At 35.5% G+C, this 24,576-nt stretch carries 20 protein-coding genes, 1 other RNA gene, 4 pseudogenes and 1 riboswitch; of the genes and pseudogenes, 10 read left to right on the forward strand and 15 right to left on the reverse strand.

Translation table 11 applies throughout. The features are described from left to right. Positions 1-125: 125 nt before the first annotated feature. From pnp to AAGD69_RS05900, 4 genes and pseudogenes are all read right to left on the reverse strand, one after another. Positions 126-2,399: a polyribonucleotide nucleotidyltransferase gene (pnp, locus tag AAGD69_RS05885; protein ID WP_341811991.1), complete on the reverse strand. Its 2,274-nt coding sequence runs from the start codon at positions 2,397-2,399 to the stop codon at positions 126-128. 14 nt (positions 2,400-2,413) lie between these two features. Then, positions 2,414-2,686, reverse strand: coding sequence for a 30S ribosomal protein S15 (rpsO, locus tag AAGD69_RS05890; protein WP_006279944.1), 273 nt, complete (start codon positions 2,684-2,686; stop codon positions 2,414-2,416). Then, positions 2,687-3,634: a tRNA pseudouridine(55) synthase TruB gene (truB, locus tag AAGD69_RS05895; protein WP_341812654.1), complete on the reverse strand. Its 948-nt coding sequence runs from the start codon at positions 3,632-3,634 to the stop codon at positions 2,687-2,689. A 167-nt stretch (positions 3,635-3,801) separates the two neighbouring features. Next, a pseudogene (locus AAGD69_RS05900) lies at positions 3,802-4,636 on the reverse strand (transposase). Between the two features lie 80 nt (positions 4,637-4,716). Between AAGD69_RS05900 and AAGD69_RS05905 the strand changes: the two are divergent. From AAGD69_RS05905 to AAGD69_RS05930, 6 genes are all read left to right on the forward strand, one after another. Beyond that, positions 4,717-5,547 (forward strand): YifB family Mg chelatase-like AAA ATPase, encoded by an 831-nt coding sequence (locus tag AAGD69_RS05905; protein WP_341811992.1) that lies wholly within the window; start codon positions 4,717-4,719, stop codon positions 5,545-5,547. An 84-nt stretch (positions 5,548-5,631) separates the two neighbouring features. Then, positions 5,632-6,084, forward strand: a complete 453-nt coding sequence (locus AAGD69_RS05910; RefSeq protein WP_341811993.1) for a hypothetical protein — start codon at positions 5,632-5,634, stop codon at positions 6,082-6,084. A gap of 238 nt (positions 6,085-6,322) precedes the next feature. Continuing rightward, a complete protein-coding gene (gene ftsZ / locus AAGD69_RS05915) occupies positions 6,323-7,519 on the forward strand; it encodes a cell division protein FtsZ (protein ID WP_341811994.1) in 1,197 nt (398 codons plus the stop codon). After that, positions 7,519-7,917 carry an EVE domain-containing protein gene (locus AAGD69_RS05920; protein ID WP_164224443.1) on the forward strand — a complete coding sequence of 133 codons (399 nt, stop codon included), beginning with the start codon at positions 7,519-7,521 and terminating at the stop codon, positions 7,915-7,917. The genes ftsZ and AAGD69_RS05920 overlap by 1 nt, the downstream gene beginning before the upstream one ends. A gap of 168 nt (positions 7,918-8,085) precedes the next feature. After that, positions 8,086-8,538, forward strand: coding sequence for an rRNA maturation RNase YbeY (gene ybeY, locus AAGD69_RS05925; protein ID WP_341811995.1), 453 nt, complete (start codon positions 8,086-8,088; stop codon positions 8,536-8,538). An 86-nt stretch (positions 8,539-8,624) separates the two neighbouring features. After that, complete coding sequence (locus tag AAGD69_RS05930; protein ID WP_341811996.1) at positions 8,625-9,413, forward strand: succinate dehydrogenase iron-sulfur subunit; 789 nt, start codon at positions 8,625-8,627, stop codon at positions 9,411-9,413. Positions 9,414-9,416: 3 nt separating this feature from the next. Here the strand turns inward: AAGD69_RS05930 and AAGD69_RS05935 are convergent, their stop codons facing one another. The 4 genes and pseudogenes from AAGD69_RS05935 to AAGD69_RS05950 all read right to left on the reverse strand — a co-directional run bounded on the left by AAGD69_RS05935 (position 9,417) and on the right by AAGD69_RS05950 (position 12,849). Further along, entirely contained in the window at positions 9,417-10,553 is a 1,137-nt protein-coding gene (locus AAGD69_RS05935) for a hypothetical protein (protein WP_341811997.1), read from the reverse strand. A 42-nt stretch (positions 10,554-10,595) separates the two neighbouring features. After that, on the reverse strand, positions 10,596-11,375 hold the full coding sequence (locus tag AAGD69_RS05940) for a GNAT family N-acetyltransferase (RefSeq protein ID WP_341811998.1): 780 nt from the start codon (positions 11,373-11,375) through the stop codon (positions 10,596-10,598). Continuing rightward, positions 11,365-11,846, reverse strand: a pseudogene (locus tag AAGD69_RS05945) (phosphatidylglycerophosphatase A). The gene AAGD69_RS05940 and the pseudogene AAGD69_RS05945 overlap by 11 nt, the downstream one beginning before the upstream one ends. A gap of 19 nt (positions 11,847-11,865) precedes the next feature. Next, complete coding sequence (locus AAGD69_RS05950) at positions 11,866-12,849, reverse strand: NAD(P)H-dependent glycerol-3-phosphate dehydrogenase (protein ID WP_341811999.1); 984 nt, start codon at positions 12,847-12,849, stop codon at positions 11,866-11,868. Positions 12,850-13,174: 325 nt separating this feature from the next. On the opposite strand from AAGD69_RS05950, the gene AAGD69_RS05955 reads away from it, so the two are divergent. Beyond that, positions 13,175-13,945: a response regulator transcription factor gene (locus tag AAGD69_RS05955; RefSeq protein WP_096616586.1), complete on the forward strand. Its 771-nt coding sequence runs from the start codon at positions 13,175-13,177 to the stop codon at positions 13,943-13,945. Positions 13,946-13,994: 49 nt separating this feature from the next. Here the strand turns inward: AAGD69_RS05955 and rnpB are convergent. After that, an RNA gene (rnpB, locus tag AAGD69_RS05960) (RNase P RNA component class A) lies at positions 13,995-14,341 on the reverse strand. Between the two features lie 399 nt (positions 14,342-14,740). Here rnpB and AAGD69_RS05965 point away from each other — a divergent pair. The 3 genes and pseudogenes from AAGD69_RS05965 (at position 14,741) to AAGD69_RS05975 (ending at position 17,172) form a co-directional block, all read left to right on the forward strand. Continuing rightward, positions 14,741-15,575, forward strand: a pseudogene (locus AAGD69_RS05965) (transposase). Positions 15,576-15,725: 150 nt separating this feature from the next. After that, a complete protein-coding gene (locus AAGD69_RS05970) occupies positions 15,726-15,911 on the forward strand; it encodes an IS630 transposase-related protein (RefSeq protein ID WP_341812000.1) in 186 nt (61 codons plus the stop codon). 262 nt (positions 15,912-16,173) lie between these two features. Beyond that, positions 16,174-17,172, forward strand: a complete 999-nt coding sequence (locus tag AAGD69_RS05975; RefSeq protein WP_341812001.1) for a pyruvate dehydrogenase complex E1 component subunit beta — start codon at positions 16,174-16,176, stop codon at positions 17,170-17,172. A gap of 2 nt (positions 17,173-17,174) precedes the next feature. Here the strand turns inward: AAGD69_RS05975 and AAGD69_RS05980 are convergent, their stop codons facing one another. The 6 genes and pseudogenes from AAGD69_RS05980 to AAGD69_RS06005 form a co-directional block, all read right to left on the reverse strand. Continuing rightward, positions 17,175-17,531 (reverse strand): TrbC/VirB2 family protein, encoded by a 357-nt coding sequence (locus tag AAGD69_RS05980; protein WP_341812002.1) that lies wholly within the window; start codon positions 17,529-17,531, stop codon positions 17,175-17,177. A gap of 517 nt (positions 17,532-18,048) precedes the next feature. Beyond that, positions 18,049-18,600, reverse strand: a pseudogene (locus AAGD69_RS05985) (transposase family protein); the annotation flags it as partial. A 696-nt stretch (positions 18,601-19,296) separates the two neighbouring features. After that, positions 19,297-21,093: a translation elongation factor 4 gene (lepA, locus tag AAGD69_RS05990; protein WP_341812003.1), complete on the reverse strand. Its 1,797-nt coding sequence runs from the start codon at positions 21,091-21,093 to the stop codon at positions 19,297-19,299. A 79-nt stretch (positions 21,094-21,172) separates the two neighbouring features. Then, positions 21,173-22,576, reverse strand: coding sequence for a malonyl-CoA decarboxylase (locus tag AAGD69_RS05995; RefSeq protein ID WP_341812004.1), 1,404 nt, complete (start codon positions 22,574-22,576; stop codon positions 21,173-21,175). Positions 22,577-23,481: 905 nt separating this feature from the next. Next, positions 23,482-24,174, reverse strand: coding sequence for a thiamine diphosphokinase (locus tag AAGD69_RS06000; RefSeq protein ID WP_341812005.1), 693 nt, complete (start codon positions 24,172-24,174; stop codon positions 23,482-23,484). Further along, positions 24,155-24,430 carry a SemiSWEET family sugar transporter gene (locus AAGD69_RS06005; protein ID WP_006280002.1) on the reverse strand — a complete coding sequence of 92 codons (276 nt, stop codon included), beginning with the start codon at positions 24,428-24,430 and terminating at the stop codon, positions 24,155-24,157. Before AAGD69_RS06005 ends, AAGD69_RS06000 begins: the two co-directional genes overlap by 20 nt. Continuing rightward, positions 24,419-24,521, reverse strand: a riboswitch (TPP riboswitch). Its footprint overlaps the gene before it by 12 nt. Between the last annotated feature and the right edge of the window lie 55 nt (positions 24,522-24,576).

Genomic DNA, 24,576 nt, shown 5'->3' on the forward strand with positions numbered 1-24,576 from the left:
TTGGCAAACCTAAGATCTTTAGCTAGTTAACACAAATTATTTCTATTATCTACCAATTTGAAAAAGTCTCTGGTCCAAGTAGTCAAGCTACTTGGATGACAAGAGGTAACGCAAGAAGTTTACTCTTAATAAAAGCCTGATGATGAATCATTATTACCAAATTTCGGCCTATTTCTGTTGCTGAAACCAGAACGAGGACGAGAAGGCTTCTTATGGTAACTTCCTCCAGGTTTTCTATTAAATGAATTATTGTAATAATTATCCCTGTCATTTGGACCATCTTTCCTTTCCTCGTTGTAAAGCTCACCTTCAAAAAACTCTCCCGTCTCTTGATCAACTCGACGTCTTGACAACTTTGGACATCCACCTTTTTCGAAGTCAATTACTAGTGCTTTGAAAGTATCATCTTGTTTAAGTATGCTCTCTATAGAATCTATGTGTTCATTAGCTACTTCACTTATGTGCATTTTTCCTTTTCTGCCATTAAGAAATTCAAGCTCTACAATAGACTTCTCTATTTTTACAACTTTGACATCAACTATAGAACCTTGTTCTAGTTCTGTTATTGAATCAATCATCATACTCTTTGCAATCTCAGCTTCAGTGCCACTCGTGGCAAAAACAGAAACTTTACCATCATCTCTTATTTCAATTTTTGCATTACTTCTTTCACACACACTGCGTATATTTTTTCCTTTAGCACCAATAGCTGCAGAAATTTTGTCTTTATCTATGTAAAATGATAACATCCTTGGTGCATGGTCTTTGACGTCATCACTGTGTTCTGAAATCACTGCATTCATTTTTTCTAAAATATGTAATCTTCCAGCTTTTGCCTGTTCTAAAGATTTTTCAACAATTTCAAAGCTTATACCAGGAATTTTCATGTCCATTTGCAGTGCCGTAATTCCTTCACTAGTTCCTGCTACTTTAAAGTCCATATCACCAAGATAATCTTCATCACCTAATATATCGGAAAGTATTACATACTCGTCTTTATCTTTAATAAGGCCCATAGCAATTCCAGCAACAGGGGCCTTTATTGGTACACCCGTATCCATTAAAGCAAGAGAAGTCCCGCAAACTGTTGCCATAGAAGAAGAACCATCAGATTCCATAATTTCAGATACTACTCTTATTGTATAAGGGAATTCAGATTTATCAGGTAAAACAGGGTGAATTGCTTTCCAAGCAAGTTTACCATGACCGATTTCTCTCCTTCCTGGTGCACGTATAGCAGAAGCCTCTCCAACAGCAAATGGAGGGAAATTATAATGCAGCATGAAATGCTCACGTCTATCTCCTTCAATATCATCCACAATTTGCTCATCTTGAGTAGTACCAAGAGCAGTAACAACCAATGCCTGAGTGTTGCCTCTTGTAAACAGCGCAGAACCGTGAGTTCTGGACAGAATATCAACTTCAACTTCTATCTGACGTATCTCATCATGCTTACGACCGTCTATCCTTACACCTTTCTTCCTAATTATTTCACGTACTAAAGATCTTTCAAAGTTTTTTACTGCATACGTAATTAACTTTTCATCTTTTCCAGTCTCTTTAAGAGTATTCAATATATTCTCTCTGACCGCTTCTAGAGCTTGAACTCGCTCTTGTTTTACTGTTTGCGAATATGCTTTTTCAAAATCTTTACCGTATTTTTCGAGCTCTTGTGTTATATCTGATGTATCAACAGGAGCAAAGCTTTCAGGCTTATTGCTAACTGTATCAGCAAACTCTTTTATGAGCTTAATGACAGGTTTAAGGTGTTCATGGCCAAATTTTATTGCATTAAAAACATTTTCTTCAGAGAGCTCTTTCACTTCTGACTCAACCATTAAAATCGAATTTTCATCACCAGACAAAAACAGATCCAAGCTGCTTGCTTTCATCTCTTGAACAGAAGGGTTGAGTATATAGTTATTATTTTCATCACAACCAACTATCACTCCAGCTATAGTAAAGTGAAAAGGAACACCAGAAATCGCAAGAGCTGCAACAGCACCAATCAATGCTGGCACTTCAGGAGGATTGACTGTATCATAAGTTAATAGATTACACACCACACTAATTTCATCATGAAATCCTTCTGGAAAGAGTGGCCTTACACTCCTATCTATTACTCTTGAGATTAAAGTTTCTCTATCAGATGGCTTGCCTTCTCTTTTAAAAAAACCACCAGGGATCTTACCCATGGCATAGCTTTTTGCGATAAACTGCACATTTAAAGGTAGGAAATCAACGCTTTCTTCCTTCTTTTTACTTACAACAGTTACTAAAACAGAAGTATCACCGTAATTTACAACTACTGAACCATGAGCTTGGCGTGCTATTTTTCCTGTTTCTAAAGATAAGGCACGACCACCACACTCTATAGATTTTTTTATAATTTTAAACATACTAAATTCCTCGATTATTTTCTAATGCCTAACTTCTCTATTAATTCCTGGTAGGCTTCATTACCAAATTTACGCTTTATATAATTTAAGTGCTTGCGTCTTCTACCTATCAATATAAGTAAACCACGCTTAGAGTGATGGTCATGCTTGTGCACTTTAAAATGCTCAGTTAAGTTACTGATCCTCTCGGTCAAAATTGCACATTGTACAAAAGATGAACCTGTATCATCTTCTTTAATTGCATATATATTTATCAAACTCTTTTTCTTTTCGGATGTTATCGACATCTAAACCTCATTTAAAATATTAAAAACACGAATAGGTTTCACACAACCATAAATAAAACTGCAGATTGCAATAGGTACACTACCCACTATCGTACAACAAATATCATAATTCTTTAAATTACGCAAGTTATTTAATACAATTTCCTGACCTTTTCTGATTTTCCCCGCATCTTCTGGGGAAATTTCAACTTTGAACATCGATCTTAAAGCCGATTCAATGGGAATGATGAAACTTTTTGCATTACTCCCTGTACCTTCTATTACTCCAGTATCACCTTTTGTTATCGGAGAGTAAGTTATTGTGTTTCTTTCAGCGAGCTGTTCAATTGTCACTGATTCGTTTTCTCTAAAGTCACCTACCATAGTTCTTCTTAATTTCGTAATGTGTCCAAAACAATTTAATGCAATGCCAAGATCCCGAGCAATTGATCTCACATATACACCACTACCGCACATCATAGAAAAATCTGCACTATTATTTATGGTGTCCACAGATATCAATTTCAGCTCATGTATTTTGACTTGTCGGGGTTTTATATTTACCTTTTGCCCACTTCTTGCCAATTTATACGCCCTTGCTCCTTTGATTTTTATTGCTGAAAATTGAGGAGGAGTCTGCTTGATCTCACCAATAAAATTTTCAATTGCACAATTTATTTGATTATATTCGGGTTTTATATCGCTAGTTCTAATGATATCACCACCCAAATCATCCGTTGTTCTTTGTTCGCCCCATTTTATTGTAAAATCGTATGCCTTTAAGTCACAAGATAAATACGGTATAGTTTTTGTTGCCTCGCCAAGAGCAATTGGCAACACACCTGAAGCTAAAGGATCAAGTGTTCCCAGATGACCAGCTTTCTTAATTCCAAAGATCTTTTTAACTTGGGTTACAGCTTGTGCAGAACTAATTCCTATTGGTTTATCAAGATTCAGCCAGCCGTGTATCATATGTGAATTATATACAGCTGATGACAGTTTAGGAAGCAGCTTGAAATATATACTTCAAATGATAATGTAAAAAATGGCTTGACCAACATGCATTATTAACATAAGACCTGCTGCGAATCAAGCAATAAAAAGAAGGAAAGGAGGGTGACTAAAATCAAGATTAACTAAAAGGCGTGCTTAAGATTCACAATACCAGCAATAATATTGAACCTCAGGTTGTATTTTTTCTGAAAATTGCGGTAAACATGAAACATAATCTTAAATATCTTTATCTCACGGATCTTATTTTCTACTCTCATTCTAAATGATGCTAATCTTCTATTATGCTCTTTCTGCTCTGGAGTTAATGGCTTTTTACGATACTTTTTATATGGAATTATAACATTGCTTTGCAATTTTTGCCAACCTTGATATCCAGAATCGGCATATTTTATGCTATCGATTGGTAAATATTTTTCTTGTTTCCTTATGCGAAAATCATTAATTCTACCACGATATGACTTTGACACTGATAAAATTCTTCCACCTTCTTCGATAACAATCTCAGTTTTCATAGTGTTGGTTCTTTTTTTTTCCTGAATATGATTTCTTCCGTTTTTTACTATCTTCTGGTCTCTGTATTTGCTGTTCTGTAACATCAGCCAGAATCTTCAGTATTTTTTCTGGTGTCATACTTCTATCTTTTGTTATAGTAACTTTTTTAGCAAGTAATGGCTCTATTTTCTTCAGTAACCTACATACATTTGCGTTGTGCACATTGAACAGGCACCCTAAAAATCTATGTGTTATGTAAGTGCGATAGTACAAAATTACGCAAAATAACTTATCTTCTAGAGTTGGTAGTTGTGATCTTCTACCATGGCACTTTTTCTGTTTTTCAACTCTTTCCCACCCAGACCTCACTTTTTCCACTACCTTTTCGAACTCCTCTATAGTTAAACCTGTTATATTACGAAAGTTTCTTGGGTGTTTCTTCATGTTATAGTAACTAAAGCTCATTTTTTTACCTTACTCAATCTGCTTATTCTTCTTCTACTTCTCTCACATTATTTTTTCAATCACCTTTTGCAGCAGGTCTTATGCTTGCTAAGCGCTTTATAGGATTGCTGCCTGATTTGACCGAACAGGAGATGATTGATGTTAATATTATTTCCAGCATAACAAAAACTGGTAATGAAATATTCAAAGTAACTCGTCCCTTTCGTGAACCTCATCATTCATGCTCTATGCCAGCAATGATAGGGGGAGGAAAGAATGCAAAACCTGGAGAAATCACTATGGCTCACAATGGCGTGTTATTCCTTGATGAGCTACCTGAATTTCCAAGACTTGTGCTTGATTCTCTGTGCCAACCACTTGAAGATAGAAAAGTTACCGTTGCAAGGGCAAATGCTCACATAACCTACCCTGCCAATTTTCAACTTATAGCTGCAATGAATCCCTGCAGGTGCGGTTATTTAGGTGATGCAAGTAGATCGTGCAACAAAGCTCCAAAGTGTGGCACAGATTACAAAAACAAAATATCAGGACCATTGCTTGATAGAATAGACATATGCATTGAAATGCCAAACGTTAGCATACTCTCTCCTGAAATCTCTGTGGAGGGAGAAAGTACTAAAATCATAAGAGAAAGAGTGATAGCAGCAAGAAAAGTTCAAACTGAGCGCTATAGTGAATTAAATATTCGTTGCAATTCAGAAGTAAGCGGTGAAGCATTTAATAAATTTACTGAACCAGATCAGACAGGGTTAGAATTGCTAAAATACGTACTGAAAGAAAATTATATTTCCAATCGAGGCTACACACGTGTATTAAAAGTTGCAAGAACCATTGCAGATCTTGCAAAAAGTGAAGAAGTGAAAAGAGCACACATTGCTGAAGCACTGAATTACAGAATAAGGGTATATTAAAAAATTAGTTTACTTGACAGATAATTTATTTCACTGTATACTCGCCTTAATGAAATTTTAATATTCTATTTAAGGAGTAGAGTTATGACATTAACGAATTATGAATATAAAGATGGGGATGGCGTTTTTCATGCTATTTCAGGGGGATATAAACAAGCTGGTAATGAACACTGGGGAGTTAAAGATGCTGCTGGTGGGTTTGGTAAGTATATTAAGGATAATAAGTTAAGAACAGCATTATTTCCGGTTGCAGTGGCAAGTGTTGTCTTTACAGCAATGCATATGAAAGCAGGCTTTGTTAGTGCAGCAGAAGCTTCTGGGTTTCTTGCTAAGACTGCCAGCTACTTTGTTGGGACAAATCAAGCAATAGCTGCTTCATTACCTGGATTTATCGGAACAGGTGTTGCTGGTCAGATAGTTGCAGGTGCCATAATGGCAATTGCTGCAGCTGCTGTTCTTTATGGAACATATCAAGTTGCCTTAAAATTAAAAGATGTTGCGGTTGAAGCATGGAAAGGAGAAGGAAAAACTATATAATAACTTCAACAAAACAAAAAGGGATAGGTTTCTGTCCCTTTTTATAAACATTTTTTATTTTTTTGAAGTAATATCATCCAAAAATCTAGTAATTATAAAATAGCACTTATTAGTATAAATATTAAGAATAAGCAAATCCCGTTTACTGTTTACACCTATAGAAGTGAAAAGTATTTGCATATTATTAAAAAAGCGGTAACTTACTATCAAGTGAATTCGCTAAATTTGAGTAATTTAAATGTCTATTGATCTTAGTCTGCCGGAGTTACCTATATTACACCCAAGGATTACCGTTGTAGGAGTGGGTGGTGCTGGTGGAAATGCTGTGAATAACATGATCCAATCTAATTTGCAAGGAGTGAATTTTGTTGTCGCAAATACCGACGCTCAAGCACTAGAAAAGTCGTTATGTGATAAAAAAATTCAGCTTGGCATTAATTTAACTAAGGGTCTTGGTGCTGGTGCTTTGCCTGATGTTGGCAAAGGTGCAGCAGAAGAATCAATCGATGAAATTATGGAGCATATAAAAGATAGTCATATGCTTTTCATCACAGCAGGAATGGGCGGTGGTACTGGAACCGGTGCAGCACCGGTAATTGCAAAAGCAGCCAGAGAAGCAAGAGCCGCAGTTAAGGATAGAGCGCCAAAAGAAAAAAAGATATTGACTGTTGGAGTTGTAACTAAACCGTTCGGTTTTGAAGGTGTGCGCCGTATGCGCATTGCAGAGCTTGGACTTGAAGAACTGCAAAAATACGTGGATACACTTATTGTCATTCCAAATCAGAATTTATTTAGAATTGCAAATGAAAAAACTACATTTTCTGATGCATTTAAACTTGCTGATAATGTTCTGCATATTGGCATCAGAGGAGTAACTGACTTGATGGTTATGCCAGGGCTTATTAATCTTGACTTCGCTGATATAGAAACAGTAATGAGCGAGATGGGCAAAGCGATGATTGGCACCGGAGAGGCAGAAGGAGAAGATAGAGCAATTAGTGCTGCGGAAGCTGCAATATCCAATCCATTGCTTGACAATGTATCAATGAAAGGTGCGCAAGGAATATTAATTAACATTACTGGTGGCGGAGATATGACTCTGTTTGAAGTTGATGCTGCAGCCAATAGAGTTCGTGAAGAAGTAGATGAAAATGCAAATATAATATTTGGTGCTACTTTTGATCAAGCGATGGAGGGAAGAGTTAGAGTTTCTGTTCTTGCAACTGGCATTGATGGTCGCAATAATAAATCAGAAACTTCACCTATAAGTCAGAGCGAAGACTCAGAGAAAGAGAAATTTAAGTGGCCCTATAGTCACAGTGAAAGTACGCAAGACAAAACACTGGAAACAAAACCAGCTGAACAGGTAAGCGAAGGAGCTAAATGGGGCAGCAATGTTTATGATATACCGGCTTATTTAAGAAGAAAAAAATAATGCAACTTTGGCTACTCAAGTCAGAGCCAAGTGAATATTCATGGCAAAAAATGGAAAAGGAGCAGGTAGTTGAGTGGGATGGCGTGCGCAATTATCAAGCTCAAAATTACATGAAAATTATGAAAGTAAGCGATCTTGCGTTTTTTTATCATACAGGTAAAGAGAAAGCAATACTTGGAATCGTTGAAGTATTTAAAGAGTATTATCATGTTAATGATCCCAAGTTCGGATTAGTGAATGTAAAGTTTTTGAAACCTTTAAATAACCAAGTAACGTTAAATAATATAAAACAAAACCCACTTTTGAAAAATATGGCTATATTAAAACAACCACGTTTATCAATTGCCCCAGTTTCGGAAATTGAATGGAATGAAATAATAAGTATGAGTGATGTGTAATACCCTGTCATCCCAGTGCTTGACACTGGAATCTATAGTTCTCCTTTTCTGGTCACGCACACAACTGTACAAATGTTGCGATTTGAAAGTAGTCTCTGCTAGGAAGGATAATAAAAACTGGATTCCAGTGTCAGCTACTTGCATGACACCCTTACTGGTGCGTTACTCATGTTAGAAGTAAATGTTCTTGATGAGAGATGGCGCAGCATTACAGATGATCCAGAGGGTTTTGTATTAAATATTATAAACACTTCTCTAAAAGAATTAAAAATAGACCACTATAAACCAAATATATCAATAGCTCTGGCTGATGATGACTTGCTACATCAACTTAATTTAAAATTTAGAGAAATGGATAAGCCAACTAACGTACTATCATTTCCGTGTGAACAATTGTCTAATGAGTGCGATTTAGGAGACATAGCAATTTCAATAGACACAATAAAAAGAGAATCGCATGAGCATTGTATACCCATTCTTGCTCACATTGCACACATGTTAGTGCATGGATTATTGCATTTACTTGGTTATGATCACCAAAAAAAAGATGAAGAAATTATAATGCAAAATCTAGAAAGAGAGATTTTAGCTTCGCTTGGCTACAATATGTGCGCGATTTAAAAGGAATTTAATAAAAATATAGTAGATGATAATAAAATATGTTATCTACAAAGGGTTTTAGCTATAAACAATAAAAGGTAAGTGATATGGTTCAGTTTTCTTTGCCAAAGAATTCTAAAATTAATCAAAAGGGCAAAATTTATCCTATTCCTGCTAGAGCAAAAAACATCAGAAGATTTCAAATTTACCGTTGGTCTGCTGATTACGAGAAAAACCCTAGAATAGACACATTTTTTATTGATATGGATAGTTGTGGCCCTATGGTACTTGATGCATTAATAAAAATAAAGGATGAAATAGATTCGACTTTAACTTTCAGACGTTCTTGTAGAGAAGGCATATGTGGATCTTGTGCCATGAATATTGACGGAACCAATACTCTTGCATGTACTAGATCTATACACGATATAAAAGGTGATGTAAAAATATATCCATTACCTCACATGTATGTGATAAAGGACCTAGTCTCGGACTTGAGCCAATTTTATGAGCAATACAAATCAATTAAACCTTGGTTACAAGCAGATAAGCCTGCCCTACCAAATAAAGAATACTCTCAATCTCCTGAAGATAGAAAAAAATTAGATGGCTTGTCCGACTGTATATTATGTGCTTGCTGTTCGACTGGTTGCCCAAGCTACTGGTGGAATAGTGATAAATTTTTAGGACCAGCAATACTATTACAAGCCTACAGATGGATTGCTGACAGCCGTGATAATAAGACAGGTGAAAGACTTGATGTTTTAAACGACCCATTCAAGTTGTATCGTTGTCATACAATAATGAATTGCACAAAAACTTGTCCTAAAGGACTTAATCCAGCAAGAGCAATAGCGAAAGTAAAACAGCTCATGGTAGAGAAAGAAGGAGTTTAAGTATCATCTTTTGCATTCTTCGTAAGAGAACAGCAAACCTTCCGAAGCGTAGGGTATTGTTAATACCCTGAACGCTTTTCCATTCGTGAAATGCATCGTATCATCATACGATGCAAATAATTTTTTGAATAACTCATGTCTTTGGTTACTAATAGTTTGAAAATCCTCTTTTTCTAAAAGCTTTTTAGATTCGAAGAGGTAAAGCATAACTTCATGATAAGTTGGGTAAGATGCCAAAAATTTTGGGTCAAATTGAAAGGTTTTTATGAAAGCATTATTATAAAATTTTAGCTTTTGATTCTTACTATATATTACTATAGCAACCGGCAACCTCTCAAGCAAATTTTTCTGTGTAGCTAAATAACTGTTTAATTCAGTATATAATTTCTCTGCATCACTAACATCTTTCCCATACATTACTATGCTACCAGAACCTTGTATTGGAATTTTAACAAAATCGAAAACCTTAGGTTCGTTCTTGTAAGTTATGACATGCCTTCCTGGTTTTGTTCTATGAGCGCTACTGGTAATAGCAAATTTCTTAGAGCCATCTACATATTTATCATAAAACAAATTATAAAATTCTACCTTTCTATTCTTGTTATATTTTAGTATTGGAAATGGTAAAGAGTTGAAAACATTTTTATAGCTCTCCACTTCTTGTGTAAGCTTACTATTTTCTAGCTCAAGTCCGTGAGCTTTTATTTTACAGTCTGAGACATTCCTTATCCATAACAGCACACCAATCACATTGTTAGAATCATCTATTATGCTTCTACCATAACATATGCAATAAACCTCACTGTCTTTTGACTTTAAATCTAGAGTAAAAGATTTATTTATTTCCTTTGCCTCAGCAAAATTTTTAATTAAACTTTCTGATTGCTCAAAAAAATTCACAAATTCATTAAATGAGTAAAAAACAGTATTAAGCAAAATTAGTAAGTTGGGAGAGAACTTTTCTATACGCTTTTTTGCATCCCAAATATAAAACCCATCATTCACAGTATCAATTAAATTATTTATGATAACATTTCGATGTTGTAAGTTCTTAATCTTATTACTAATTTTTAATTTAGAATAAGAGAGAAAGAATAATATTAGAATCAATATTAAAACCACTTCATACAAAAAAAACATAGCACTTCTAAAACAGATGTAAAAACTTGTAACCGCTCAGAATTATGCTGAAGAGTTATATAAGTAAAGATTGCCTAACATCTGAAAGCCCAATCTCTTATAAAGGTTTACAGAAGGTTTCATACAATGTGCTACCATATATTTGCATTCAAGCTGTTTAGCTATCTTTATTCTTTCTAAAACCATTTGGGTACCTATTCCACGATTCCTGTAAATTGGTAAAACTCCATCACTATAAAAACCAGCTACACTGTCTTGAACATAAAGACCGCATGTCCCAATAATTTCACTATTTAGTGTTACAAGAAAAAATCTTAATCTTGAGTTTTTATTATCATAATTTGATAATCCGCAAAAAAATGTGCTGACAATTCCGACGCCATGATAAAAAATTTTAGAAGTGTGTAAATCTAACTGTTCTAAGAGGTCGCTACCATTTACAGCATTTAACCTCAAGTTTGGAATAACATCAGCAGGTAAAAAGTAATTTTCCATATTAAGTAAAGCTTTTTTTAGTGTGCTAACGTGTTTTATTTCACACTTTTCTAAAATATCTCTTATTTTCATATGTGAATTTATTACCCATGTTGCTTCTATATCTCTTGTTCTGAGATAATCTAGAGTTTTTTGTATAGAAAGCTCGGTACATTGATCTCCACAGAACACAAAATTAAATAATGACTCACTAGTACCATTTATTGTAAATGTAACGTTATCAAATTCATCGTGTACTTCCCACTCAGATAAATTCGCTGTGTACAGTATATAATCCTTTAAATTTTGAACAATTAAGCTTGAATAATAAATTTTTTTATCCTGCATACATCAACAATAAACAATAAAAGGCTCCTATAAGAACACAGGCTAAAATTGCAGCTATAATGTCATCTAGCATAACACCTAAAGGACCTTTGGTATTTTTATCGATCAAATTTATAGGCCACGTTTTTATTATATCAAAAAACCTAAAAGAAAAAAAGCACAACAACAATAAAGAGCAATTCATCTCTTGGCTTAACAATATCGAAACTAAAAGTATTGTCAGCAATTGACCAACTACTTCGTCAATTACTACCTCTTTTGGATCACATGAAGTCTTGTAGTGTTTTATATAATTGCCTATAGACCATAGCCCAATCAAAAATAAAAAAAAATAATTGCTGCACCTAAAATTCTGTCACTCAGTATCACAGGAACAATTGGATAAGAAGCTAAGCTGCCTACGGTACCTGGCATTTTTTTTACTGTGCCAGACAGCCACCATGTTGATATCAATTTATATAAAAATTTCACAATACACCAAAGTACAAAACTAATTTACAAGAACAGAAATAGTATCCTCTATAGAGGCGCTTTCATACAATAATCTATAGACCGCTTCACATATAGGCATTTTTATCTTTAGCTTTCTTGCTAAATTAAATATGGGCTCAGCAGTGCTAAAACCTTCAATCACTAACTTGCCTTCTGACAAAATCTGCTGAACATTAAAGCCATTGTCACTATTACCTATTTTAAACCCAAAAGATAGGTTTCTTGAATTCAAGGATGTGCATGTCATAATTAGGTCACCCAGACATGCCGGTCCAAGTAGTGTATTTATATCCACATTACCGTTACCAACTTTTGCTGAGTATAAAGCCTTAATTTCGCTTACACTTTTCGTAATCAATTCTGCATGAGCATTAAACCCAAGTTTACTACCCAGAACAATCCCACACGCTATAGCAAAAACATTCTTTAACGCTGCACAAACCTGTATCCCTATAACATCGCTACTAAGGCGTAATTTAACATTTTCTTGCTGTAGTTCTGATACTAGCTTTGAACCCAATATGTTATTTCGGCATGCAAGAACCATTGAATAGGGTAATTTTCTTGCAACTTCTACAGCAAAACTAGGGCCTGAAAAAATAGCAATAGGATTGTTAGGTAAAACTTCATTTACTATTTCACTAGGTAATTTTAATGTAGACTTTTCTATTCCCTTACAAGCTAAAATTATTGCTACATCTTTTTTCAGATTACAATTATGCAATTGCTGACATACCTCCCTCAGAGATTGAGTGGGAACAGCGAGGATTGTTACTGAAGCATTAATTGTGTCTTCAATAGCCAATTTTACTGACACATTATCAGAAATTCGACAACCGGGTAGCTTGTCACTTTCTCTTTTTCCGTTGATTGATTCAAATGTAGTTTCATTGCGAGTCCACAAAATCACATCTTTCTTACTACCTAATGAAATTGCGATTGCTGTACCCCATGCACCAGCACCTAAAATTGATATTGCCACACAATATTCCTGAAAGTATTACTTATACTTTAAAACAGTAGGATAAGTAAATTAAAAATATAACACAGACATATAGAATAGTTAAATATTTATTAACCGAAGTATTCTTTTAATAATAGTAACTTTAATTCAATATTTACTAAAAATATTATTACTACCATGGTATATCTATTATATTTTAGATCTATTTATATAACTTTGGAACAATATATTTACTATTAATTAATAAGTGTAATTTTGATCATTTGTTAATAAAAATTTGATTTATTACTTTCCTTAGTTATATATATTACTAAAATTATAAATTATTTATGGGGTGTAAAATATGCGTATATTATTAATCGAAGATGATCAAGTAAGTGCAAAGACTGTGGTTAATGCCTTAACTTCTGATGGACACTTCTGTGACGTTGTTACTTCTGCACAAGATTATAACAATAATATGGTTTCCTCAAACGGAGATTACTATGACCTAGTTATTTTAGATATACACTTGCCTGGTGATATTGACGGATATGATATATTGTTAAGACTAAGAAGTGCAAAAATCAAAGTTCCTGTCTTAATACTTTCATGTATATCCGCTGTCAATCACAAAGCTAAAGGGCTTGGGTATGGTGCCGATGATTACTTAACCAAGCCATTTCATAAAAGCGAGTTATTAGCTCGAATTAAGGCCATAGTACGTCGTACTAAAGGCCATCCTGAATCGGTGATAAAGATTGGTAATATAAATATCAATTTTGATCACAGGATTGTTGAGGTGAAAGGTAAAACGGTTCACCTTACTAATAAAGAGTATTCTATGATAGAATTGCTAGCACTGCGTAAAGGAACAGTACTAACAAAAGAAATGTTCTTAAATCATCTTTACAATGGCTTGGATGAACCTTCAGATAACAAGATAGTTGATGTTTTCATGTGCAAATTACGTAAGAAACTTGAAAGTGCAAATGATGGAAAAAGCCACATAGAAACCGTTTGGGGCAGAGGGTATGTTCTGAAAGAGTATATTGATGATGAAGAATATTCTAATGTTAATGTAGGCGAAAGTAGTGATGGCTATCAAGCAGAACAAGTGAAGGACAACGCATGAAATGCCTACACTTAAATATAGCATGGCTTATATCGCACGTATCATGTGACGCCTAGGTGAAATATAAGCCGGGTTCTGTTTATGTAGCTATTTATCTGGAGTAAATGTTACCATTTACCTCATGCGATTTACCCGAGTAGATATGAGAAAAACATAAAATCTACTTCTATTTAATCTTGCTCCTAGTGTTGGTTACTTGACTACCAATATTGCCATTGCCATGGTGTGCTCTTACCACACCTTTTCACCCTTACCTAAAATATTTTAGGCGGTAATTTTCTGTAGCCCTATAACTGGAGTTGCCTCCGGCGGGCGTTACCCGTCACTATTTTTCCTTGGAGCCCGGACTTTCCTCTGCTATGTTTATCACACAACAGCAGCTACTTATTTCACCCAGGAATTATACTTTAACATGAAAATCACAAAAGCAAAAGATAATTTCCTAACAGTCTACATATTAAAAACATTCAGACAAATAGCTAAAGTTGATATTCCGGCACATCATCGCTATCCCAAGATAAGCTTTTTTCACTTTTAGACTCCGCTTCAGTTAGTCAAGAGCCTGGTCCACCGCTTGAAGACGACGAGCTACTTCTTGCTCGACTACTACTTTCTACTGATATACTGTTTAGCATTGTTTCAGATTGATACGTAGTTTGTATAGATATGTTATTATCACTGCTTGTTCTGCTATGGGTGAAAAAAATTTCTTCCTTAGACCTGCTGCAAAAGGTGATTGAAAAAATAATGTGAGAGAAGTAGAAGAAGAATAAGCAGATTGAGTAAGGTAAAAAAATGAGCTTTAGTTACTATAACATGAAGAAACACCCAAGAAACTTTCGTAGTATAACAGGTTTAACTATAGAGGAGTTCGAAAAGGTAGTGGAAAAAGTGAGGTCTGGGTGGGAAAGAGTTGAAAAACAGAAAAAGTGCCATGGTAGAAGATCACAACTACCAACTCTAGAAGATAAGTTATTTTGCGTAATTTTGTACTATCGCACTTACATAACACATAGATTTTTAGGGTGCCTGTTCAATGTGCACAACGCAAATGTATGTAGGTTACTGAAGAAAATAGAGCCATTACTTGCTAAAAAAGTTACTATAACAAAAGATAGAAGTATGACACCAGAAAAAATACTGAAGATTCTGGCTGATGTTACAGAACAGCAAATACAGAGACCAGAAGATAGTAAAAAACGGAAGAAATCATATTCAGGAAAAAAAAAGAACCAACACTATGAAAACTGAGATTGTTATCGAAGAAGGTGGAAGAATTTTATCAGTGTCAAAGTCATATCGTGGTAGAATTAATGATTTTCGCATAAGGAAACAAGAAAAATATTTACCAATCGATAGCATAAAATATGCCGATTCTGGATATCAAGGTTGGCAAAAATTGCAAAGCAATGTTATAATTCCATATAAAAAGTATCGTAAAAAGCCATTAACTCCAGAGCAGAAAGAGCATAATAGAAGATTAGCATCATTTAGAATGAGAGTAGAAAATAAGATCCGTGAGATAAAGATATTTAAGATTATGTTTCATGTTTACCGCAATTTTCAGAAAAAATACAACCTGAGGTTCAATATTATTGCTGGTATTGTGAATCTTAAGCACGCCTTTTAGTTAATCTTGATTTTAGTCACCCTCCTTTCCTTCTTTTTATTGCTTGATTCGCAGCAGGTCTTATCTTTGTGTCTCTACGGCACACCTAACCCAAGAAAGGTTTACCTGAAGGATAGAATAGGTTATAATGGCATATTAAAGAGATGAAAAATGCCAAGCCCATATAGTGAAGACCTCAGAGAACGAGTTCTCAAAGCAGTTGATGAAAAAACAATGACGATAAAAAGAATTAGTGAAATATTTAAACTGAATATAAAAACAATATATTTATGGAGGAAAAGGAAAAAAGAAACAGGAAACATAAAGCCATCTTCAGGCTATCAAAAAGGTGACTGAGCCTCACCGGTGGCAGGGGTGGTTAATCTGGGTCACGAGGTCTTCTTCCTACACTCCATGTAAGAGCAGAAAGTGCCTCAAAGAAGTACCAACCTGCCACCTATCCACTCTGAGAAGTTATTATCTTCTCTTGCTTTCAACCAAGTAATACTTATTCATATCATCTGGGTAAGGTCAGTTTATAAAACTTAATTTGTACGCTTTACTCACCCCTAGTAATTCTGATATAGTTACCTTAGTTAAAGTCTATAAAAGTTTATAAATGGCAACCTTAAGTGTAAGAGAAGCTTTATGCACAGCGATCAGAGAAGAAATGCAAAACGACCCTGACGTGTTGATCATCGGTGAAGAAGTTGCAGAGTATGATGGTGCCTATAAAGTAACAAAAGGATTACTGAAAGAGTTTGGAGAAAATAGAGTGGTTGATACGCCTATTACCGAACATGGATTTGCTGGCCTTGCTGTTGGAGCAGCATTCGCTGGATTAAAGCCAATTGTCGAATTTATGACTTTTAATTTTTCTATGCAGGCTATCGACCAAATCGTGAATTCTGCAGCAAAAACAAATTATATGTCAGGTGGACAACTTGGATGCCCCATAGTATTTCGTGGGCCAAATGGTGCTGCAGCAAGAGTTGCTGCACAACACTCTCAATGCTTTGCATCTTGGTATTCGCATATACCGGGATTAAAAGTGATAGCACCTTACTTTGCCTCCGATTGCAGAGGTCTGCTTAAAGCTGCAATTCGTGACCTGAGTCCGGTAATATTTCTAGAAAACGAAATAGCTTACGGACATGAACATGAAGTTTCTGACTCTGAGCTGTCAAATAAAGATTATCTACTTGAGATAGGCAAGGCTGCTGTTATACGGGAAGGAAAGGATGTAACTATCACTGCTTTCTCACTGAAATTAATGGATGCTTTAAACGCAGCAGATTTACTTTCAGGTAAAGGTATAGAAGCTGAAGTTATTGACCTCAGAACCTTAAGACCACTTGACACTCAAACTGTTATTAACTCTATTCAGAAGACTAATAGGTTAGTTAGTGTAGAAGAAGGATGGCCATTTGCAGGAATAGGAGCAGAGCTGTCAGCCGTTGTTATGGAACAAGGATTTGACTACCTTGATGCTCCAGTTATGCGCGTAACTGGCAAGGACATCCCCTTACCTTACGCTGCAAACCTAGAAAAAAAAGCATTACCGCAAGTGGAAGATATAGTTGAAGCCGTGCATCAGGTCTGCTTTAGAAAAAAATAACCCTATTGGTTCTTTTTTGTGTCTCCTGTCCCACATTGGTCCATCAAGGAAGTATTTCCAGTTCTGCCTAGACCACCCATTACTTTTGTCACAATAGTTTTAGCACCGAAAAATACAGCACAAAATATACCGAGTGCAAAAAGAGCTGTCCATGGCATTCTACCAAATATCGCAAGCAAAGCTGCACCTATTATCACTACGGTCATAAGCGGTCCGCCTATTCCCCAAACGTAGCCAATAATATTAAATATTACTTGAGCAGTTGTATCAGCATTAGTGTCAGCGGCAGTACTCCCAACATGAGAAAAAGAAATAAATAATACTATAAAAAGAATATTAAAAACTTTCCTAGGGTTCATCCCTATACCTTAAATTTAGATATTGCAATTATACCTAAAATACTATAATTTTTTAGTAAAACTAGCATAAAGATTGAATAACAAACAGTGCCACAAAAGTAGTTGACACACAACTGCACGAACATTGTAATATGGTACAACGTTACAACGATGTCATGAAAGTAGCTGACACATAACTGTACGAACATTGAGATATAAGAGTAATTGTACCAAGAAAAAAGATGTCATCCGAGTAGCTTGACTACTTGGATCCAGGAAAAAGGAGGGTGTTATGCAAATAGCTGGCACTGGTTTCCATCCAAGACGGTGTCATCCGAGTAGCCCCTTCGGTGTCATTCCAGTGCTTGACGCTGGAATCCAGATTGGATACTGAGTTGGTGAGTATAAAAGTGTTGTGTTATGGCTAACGCTGACTCTACGTCATACCGCGATTCATTCGCGGTATCTCTTAGCATAAGACCTGCTGAGAATCAAGCAATAAAAAGAAGGAAAGGAGGGTGACTAAAATCAAGGTTAACTAAAAGGCGTGCTTAAGATTCACAATACCAGCAATAATATTGAACCTCAGGTTGTATTTTTTCTGAAAATTGCGGTAAACATGAGACATAATCTTAAATATCTTTATCTCACGGATCTTATTTTCTACTCTCATTCTAAATGATGCTAATCTTCTATTATGCTCTTTCTGCTCTGGAGTTAATGGCTTTTTACGATACTTTTTATATGGAATTATAACATTGCTTTGCAATTTTTGCCAACCTTGATATCCAGAATCGGCATATTTTATGCTATCGATTGGTAAATATTTTTCTTGTTTCCTTATGCGAAAATCATTAATTCTACCACGATATGACTTTGACACTGATAAAATTCTTCCACCTTCTTCGATAACAATCTCAGTTTTCATAGTGTTGGTTCTTTTTTTTCCTGAATATGATTTCTTCCGTTTTTTACTATCTTCTGGTCTCTGTATTTGCTGTTCTGTAACATCAGCCAGAATCTTCAGTATTTTTTCTGGTGTTATACTTCTATCTTTTGTTATAGTAACTTTTTTGGCAAGTAATGGCTGCTCATTTTTTTACCTTACTCAATCTGCTTATTCTTCTTCTACTTCTCTCACATTATTTTTTCAATCACCTTTTGCAGCAGGTCTATAGATCCCGCTAACAAGCAGCGGGATGACGAGCTTATCGTCATCCCGCCGCGAACCGTCATACCGCCGCGGTATCTCATCCGCTAACACGTAGCGGGATGACGATTCTTCAAATCGTCAAGGTGTCATCCCAGTGCCCTGACTACTTGGATCCAGAAAACTTAACTTTAAATAAGTGGCTGCATAATAAAGACTAGATTCCAGCGTCACGCGCTGGAATGACACCATTTTCGGTCTCTTAAATTGCTTTAGCTACAAACATTAAGAAATTTACCAGGGAGAAAAAAAAGGCAAAGAACTCCCGTGGTGCAAGTTTTGACTCTCTAATACTTTAAATTGGCGCTGTAATAATGTGCTGACGCTTAGTTTAAGCGCGGTTTGGCTGAATGTAAAAAAAATTTAAAAGACATGCAGCCGCTATAATTTTATGTAATCCGCCAAAAAATACCCTAAGTTTTTTACTGAATTTTGTCATTGAGCCTGCAGGTCAAAAACAAGTTTTGAGTCATAAATACCCTTATTATCATAATAAGGGGGCTGGCGGAGGGTGTCAAGTAAGTTTTTTCGTTTCTAACGGTTGTTGCCAAAAACTATACAAGAAGTCTTTTAAGATCAATTACTTATCTTCAAAGCTTGAATAAAAGCATTCTGTGGAATATTTACGTTCCCTATAGAATGCAACCTTTTTTTACCCTTCTTTTGCTTTTCAAGTAGTTTCATTCTTCGCGTTACATCTCCACCATAGAGTTTAGCTGTTACATCTTTTCTATATGGATTAATCGTTTCTCTGGCAATAATTTTCCCTCCCACTGCCGCTTGAATCGCGATTTTATATTGCTGACGTGGTATTAGATCCTTCAAGCGTGCGCATATTTCACGCCCCCTTTTTTCTGCTCTGCTTTTGTGAGCGATACAAGCCAGTGCATCTACGGGCTCTCCATTAATTAAAAAGCTTAATTTATCTATTTGGCTTACCAGATAGCTGGAAATTTCCCAATCCAAACTTGCATACCCCTTGGAAATTGATTTTAATCGATCATAAAAGTCAAAAACAACTTCAGACAGTGGTAACTTATATCTTAACAATGCTGTTGTTGTGTTACCAATGTAAGATAAATCTTCCTGTTCTCCCCTCCTCTCTTCACATAATGATAGAATCTCACCTAAATATTGGTCAGGAACCATTATGGTTGCAGTAATCCACGGCTCTTCTACCATTTCAATCTTTGTTGGATCTGGCATGTCACTAGGATTATGAATGCTAAGAACTTCACCACCTTGCGTTGTAACCTTATATATAACACTCGGTGCAGTTGCTGTTAGATCTAAATCAAATTCTCTCTCGAGCCTTTCTTGAATAACTTCAAGATGCAACATTCCCAAAAAACCACAACGAAATCCATAGCCTAGCGCATTTGAAGTTTCTGCTTCAAAAGTAAAACTTGCATCATTCAAATGCAATTTTTCCAGTGCTTCTCTTAAATATTTAAAGTCGTCCGTTTTATTAGGAAAAATACTACAAAATACCACAGGGTGCACTTCTTTAAAACCAGGCAATGCCTCGCTGCACGGTCTTTTCTCTTCAGTAATAGTGTCTCCCACTCTACAGTCTGCAACTTCCTTCATTGAAGCAGTGATAAAACCAACTTCACCTGCTGAGAGTTCACCTGTCATTACTTTTTTAGGAGTAAAAATACCGATATTGTCCACTTGGTATGTAGAGTTATTAGACATCATAACAATCTTCATGCCCTTTTTTAGCACTCCATTTTTAATTCGTACTAAAATTACTACTCCCAAATAAGTGTCATACCAACTATCAACTAAAATTGCCTGTAGTGGAGCATTCACATCACCTTGAGGAGCTGGAAGTTTTGTCACTATAGCTTCTAATACATCCCTTATTCCAAGACCAGTCTTGGCTGATATTAAAACTGACTCACTTGCGTCAATGCCAATTACTTCCTCAACCTGGAGTTTTACCTTTTCTGGATCTGCAGCAGGGAGATCAACTTTATTGAGTACAACTATTATTTCATGATTGTTGTCAATTGCCTTGTATACATTTGCAAGAGTCTGAGCTTCAACACCTTGACTGCTATCTACCACTAAAAGTGAACCTTCACATGCTGCTAGACTTCGACTTACCTCGTAAGAAAAGTCAACGTGACCTGGGGTGTCCATGAGATTTAGGCAATATTGATTACCGTCGTTTGCCTTATAATTGAGTTTTACCGTCTGTGCTTTAATTGTAATGCCACGTTCACGCTCTATATCCATTGAATCGAGTATTTGATTGATCATTTCTCTTGCTTCAAGGCCGTTACATTTCTCTATTAAACGGTCAGCAAGCGTTGACTTACCGTGGTCTATATGTGCTATTATTGCAAAATTTCTTATGTTGTTCATTTATGGCCTACTATACTTAATTAGTAAAACTATTTTACATTTTAAGTGTTGTGAGGGCAATTATTTATTAAGAGACTATTTACTCCTTCAACATAGACGACACTTTTTTCGAGCAGGAAATCACTTTATTAACCATATAGTTTTCATGATTGTTATCTATTTTAGGCAACTCATACAGATAATTCACCATCATTCCAGCCGACTGACTAATACCCTTTTCAGAAGTATCCGCCATCCAGTTTAATTGTTTTATTGATGCGCCATTGCTTAAATGAAAATGTGCCACCGGATCATAAGCATTTCCATTACTATTATTCACTTTTAGTAAATAATATGTACACAGTTTAAGCATGCATTGTTTAGTTTCATTTGTACATTCAACGTTAGTTTTTAATTGCTCTGCACTTTCTAAAATTTCTGCACTAGATTGTTTTATATTTAGTTTGCCCAATAAAGTGACATCTTGGTTTAGATTGTTTTTTAGCCATTTCGTAAAGCCAGGTATTGGAGAAAGAGTTGCGTATGTTTTTATACTTTTAAACTCTTGCGATAGCTTTTCTACAACCCTTTTGATCAAAAAATTACCAAGGCTGATTCCAGATAACCCTGCTTGAGTATTTGATATTGAGTAGAATATAGCAGTGTTTGCACTACTTGGATCACTTGAAGGTACTGATTCATCTAAAAGGTGTTGAATGCTATCTGCAATCTTATTCACCAATGCAACCTCTACAAAAATTAGAGGTTCGTTTGGTATTTTGTAATGAAAGAAAGCAAAACAGAGACGATCAGAATCTAGTCTATTTTTTAAGTCATCCCAAGAGGAAATTTTATGCACAGCTTCATATTTTATAAGTTTTTCTAGCAATGATGCAGGTGAATCCCAGGTGATTTGACGAAGATCGAGTAGATCAACATCAACCCAAGTATAGAGTATATTTTTTAATTCATTCTCTAGTGGATTCAAGCTTCTATATTGGTTCTTTAGCTTAAGCATATCAGAACGCATATCAACAATAAACTTGAGGCCTTCTGGTAGAGAAATAAATTGCTTCAATATTTTAGAACGCGGTGATTCAAGAATTTTTATTAAATCCTGTTCAAATTTATAGTTTAACTTGGGATCTTGATTTTCCTTGTACTCTTTTATTTTCTCATCTATTTCTTCTTTATGTAGACTAAATTTTTCTGCCAGGGTTTGCAGAAATTTTATTTTACCTTTCTCTGATAAGCTTAAGTACAAATTACCAAGAGATACAGCATTCTTACGTGCTGAAACCTTCCCTCCCTTTGGATTTAAGCACTCGTTCATCTTCAAGACTAAACTATCGATATCGCGACTGTTGCTTAAATCAGGACCGATGTTACCAATCCACGATCTTACAGCATCTGCCACTTCACCTAGTATTTTAAAAAAGCTTTTTACCGCTTTTTTGTCTTCAACTTTCACTATATCAGTTTTTACCAATGATTCTTTTGTCATAGATTTCCTTTATTATACATGGCTAATGCAAGTCAGGTTTTCCTACGTCATACCGCCGCGGTATCTCTAGATCCCGCTAACAAGCAGCGTGATGACGAATTTGTCGTTTGTCAAATCGTCGGTAAACCCAAGTTATTTTAGCTACATATAGCTTAAGTTAAATGAAAATTTTAGCTACATAGCAGGTACTATTAATGAATTATTAATAATTCATTAATACAATAGACTTCTTGCACTACCTCCCAAGCCACAACTGTCATTCAGTAGAAACAAAAAACTTCCTTAACAAACTCCGCCAGCCCCCTTATTATGATAATAAGGGTATTTATGACTCAAAACTTGTTTTTGACCTGCAGGCTCAATGACAAAATTCAGTAAAAAACTCAGGGTATTTTTTGGCGGATTACATAAAATTATAGCGGCTGCATGTCTTTTAAATTTTTTCTACATTCAGCCAAATCGAGCTTATTTTAAGCGTTAGCACATTATTACAGCGCCAGTTTAAATTATTATAGGGTCAAAACTCGCACCACGGGGCTTCTTTTGCCTTTTTTTCCGTTTGGTAAATTTCTTAATGTTTGTAGCTAAAGCAATTTAAGAGACCGAAAATGGTGTCATTCCAGCGCGTGACGCTGGAATCTAGTCTTTATTATGCAGCCACTTATTTAAAGTTAAGTTTTCTGGATCCAAGTAGTCAGGGCACTGGGATGACACCTTGACGATTTGAAGAATCGTCATCCCTCTACGTGTTAGCGGATGAGATACCGCGGCGGTATGACGTAGGGGTTGCCGAGAACTTGTCATTCCAGTGCTTGACACTGGAATGACACGTCATAAAGGAACCAGTGTCAGCTACTCGGATGATACCTTTTTTCTACTTAGTTTGGGTTATGCAAGAAGTCTATTTACTTCTTAACTTGACGCACATGATGTCTTGCAGCATCATCTACTGCTTCTAAATAAACCATCGCCAAACATATACCACTGTGTACTTCTATAGATAACTTATTGCCTAAACTTCGATTAAAGCAAGAATTCTTTCCTGGAAAAGCAAGGTTGCTAAGATGCAGTTCCCATTTTAATCCTTTGGTTGATATTTGAGCTCTCGGTATACCAAGTAAAGATATTTTAGTATTTTTTGGCAAAGAAAAAAAATGGGTAATACCTTTTTGTAAAGTGTAACCTACCATGGGAGGTGAAGGTGTGTAAAAGATACTGCCCGTACTTAGAAAAATGTTAATATTCTGTAGTATGTGATCAATTGCTCCTCCAGTAATACCCGTTACTATTGATGGCAATAACTTTACTGTTTTTAAGTGAGCCATTGCTTTAGAAAAGTCGCAATAATCTTGATCAGGTAGATATATCGTATTCAAATTAGCACGTAAATCCAGATTTACGCTATCCAAATCTCCTACTACAAGATCAGGTTTTACGCCAATTGATAGAAGCTTGTTTGCTCCTCCATCTACAGCAATAATAGGTATATCTCGTTTAAAAAACGATGAGCTCGGTATTTCTCCATTTAGCACTACAATAGAACGATATTGTTGTTGTGTACTGCAGTGTAGCACATGATCATGGTGCAGGTTTTGCATCGTAGTAACATTTTTGAATAATTGATATTATGCTAATCACTAATCCAGCAATATTGCTAAGCACCACAAAAATTGAGCTCTGGTAAAGACCATAGCCAATCCAAGACAATGAACAAATAAGATAGTTTACTAACATTAGCATCGATACATCACGAGTAACTTTAGTGATATATGCTTTATATACTTGAGGTGATAATCCAATTAGAGATGCAATTAACGCAATGAAGCCGAAGCATTCTTCAATATTTATATACATACATTTTCCTACGCTTGCTTTAACAATATCAGGTTCAAAGGGTTGTACCTTATATACTCTCAGCTTTTCTAGAGCACCCCTAATGCGTGTAATTTATAACATCATTTAGTCTATTAATCAAGAAATTAACAGTGACTTGCATTCAT

The sequence above is a fragment of the Wolbachia endosymbiont (group A) of Conops quadrifasciatus genome (genome assembly GCF_964027015.1).
In the GTDB taxonomy this organism is placed as follows: Bacteria; Pseudomonadota; Alphaproteobacteria; order Rickettsiales; family Anaplasmataceae; genus Wolbachia.

What these genes read in the sequence shown, in the direction of transcription:
- pnp (WP_341811991.1), bottom strand. Translation starts at nt 2,399, where the DNA reads ATGTTTAAAATTATAAAAAAATCTATAGAGTGTGGTGGTCGTGCCTTA.
- rpsO (WP_006279944.1), bottom strand. Translation starts at nt 2,686, where the DNA reads ATGTCGATAACATCCGAAAAGAAAAAGAGTTTGATAAATATATATGCA.
- AAGD69_RS05905 (WP_341811992.1), top strand. Translation starts at nt 4,717, where the DNA reads ATGCTTGCTAAGCGCTTTATAGGATTGCTGCCTGATTTGACCGAACAG.
- AAGD69_RS05910 (WP_341811993.1), top strand. Translation starts at nt 5,632, where the DNA reads ATGACATTAACGAATTATGAATATAAAGATGGGGATGGCGTTTTTCAT.
- ftsZ (WP_341811994.1), top strand. Translation starts at nt 6,323, where the DNA reads ATGTCTATTGATCTTAGTCTGCCGGAGTTACCTATATTACACCCAAGG.
- AAGD69_RS05920 (WP_164224443.1), top strand. Translation starts at nt 7,519, where the DNA reads ATGCAACTTTGGCTACTCAAGTCAGAGCCAAGTGAATATTCATGGCAA.
- ybeY (WP_341811995.1), top strand. Translation starts at nt 8,086, where the DNA reads ATGTTAGAAGTAAATGTTCTTGATGAGAGATGGCGCAGCATTACAGAT.
- AAGD69_RS05930 (WP_341811996.1), top strand. Translation starts at nt 8,625, where the DNA reads ATGGTTCAGTTTTCTTTGCCAAAGAATTCTAAAATTAATCAAAAGGGC.
- AAGD69_RS05935 (WP_341811997.1), bottom strand. Translation starts at nt 10,553, where the DNA reads ATGTTTTTTTTGTATGAAGTGGTTTTAATATTGATTCTAATATTATTC.
- AAGD69_RS05940 (WP_341811998.1), bottom strand. Translation starts at nt 11,375, where the DNA reads ATGCAGGATAAAAAAATTTATTATTCAAGCTTAATTGTTCAAAATTTA.
- AAGD69_RS05955 (WP_096616586.1), top strand. Translation starts at nt 13,175, where the DNA reads ATGCGTATATTATTAATCGAAGATGATCAAGTAAGTGCAAAGACTGTG.
- AAGD69_RS05970 (WP_341812000.1), top strand. Translation starts at nt 15,726, where the DNA reads ATGCCAAGCCCATATAGTGAAGACCTCAGAGAACGAGTTCTCAAAGCA.
- AAGD69_RS05975 (WP_341812001.1), top strand. Translation starts at nt 16,174, where the DNA reads ATGGCAACCTTAAGTGTAAGAGAAGCTTTATGCACAGCGATCAGAGAA.
- AAGD69_RS05980 (WP_341812002.1), bottom strand. Translation starts at nt 17,531, where the DNA reads ATGAACCCTAGGAAAGTTTTTAATATTCTTTTTATAGTATTATTTATT.
- lepA (WP_341812003.1), bottom strand. Translation starts at nt 21,093, where the DNA reads ATGAACAACATAAGAAATTTTGCAATAATAGCACATATAGACCACGGT.
- AAGD69_RS05995 (WP_341812004.1), bottom strand. Translation starts at nt 22,576, where the DNA reads ATGACAAAAGAATCATTGGTAAAAACTGATATAGTGAAAGTTGAAGAC.
- AAGD69_RS06000 (WP_341812005.1), bottom strand. Translation starts at nt 24,174, where the DNA reads ATGCAAAACCTGCACCATGATCATGTGCTACACTGCAGTACACAACAA.
- AAGD69_RS06005 (WP_006280002.1), bottom strand. Translation starts at nt 24,430, where the DNA reads ATGTATATAAATATTGAAGAATGCTTCGGCTTCATTGCGTTAATTGCA.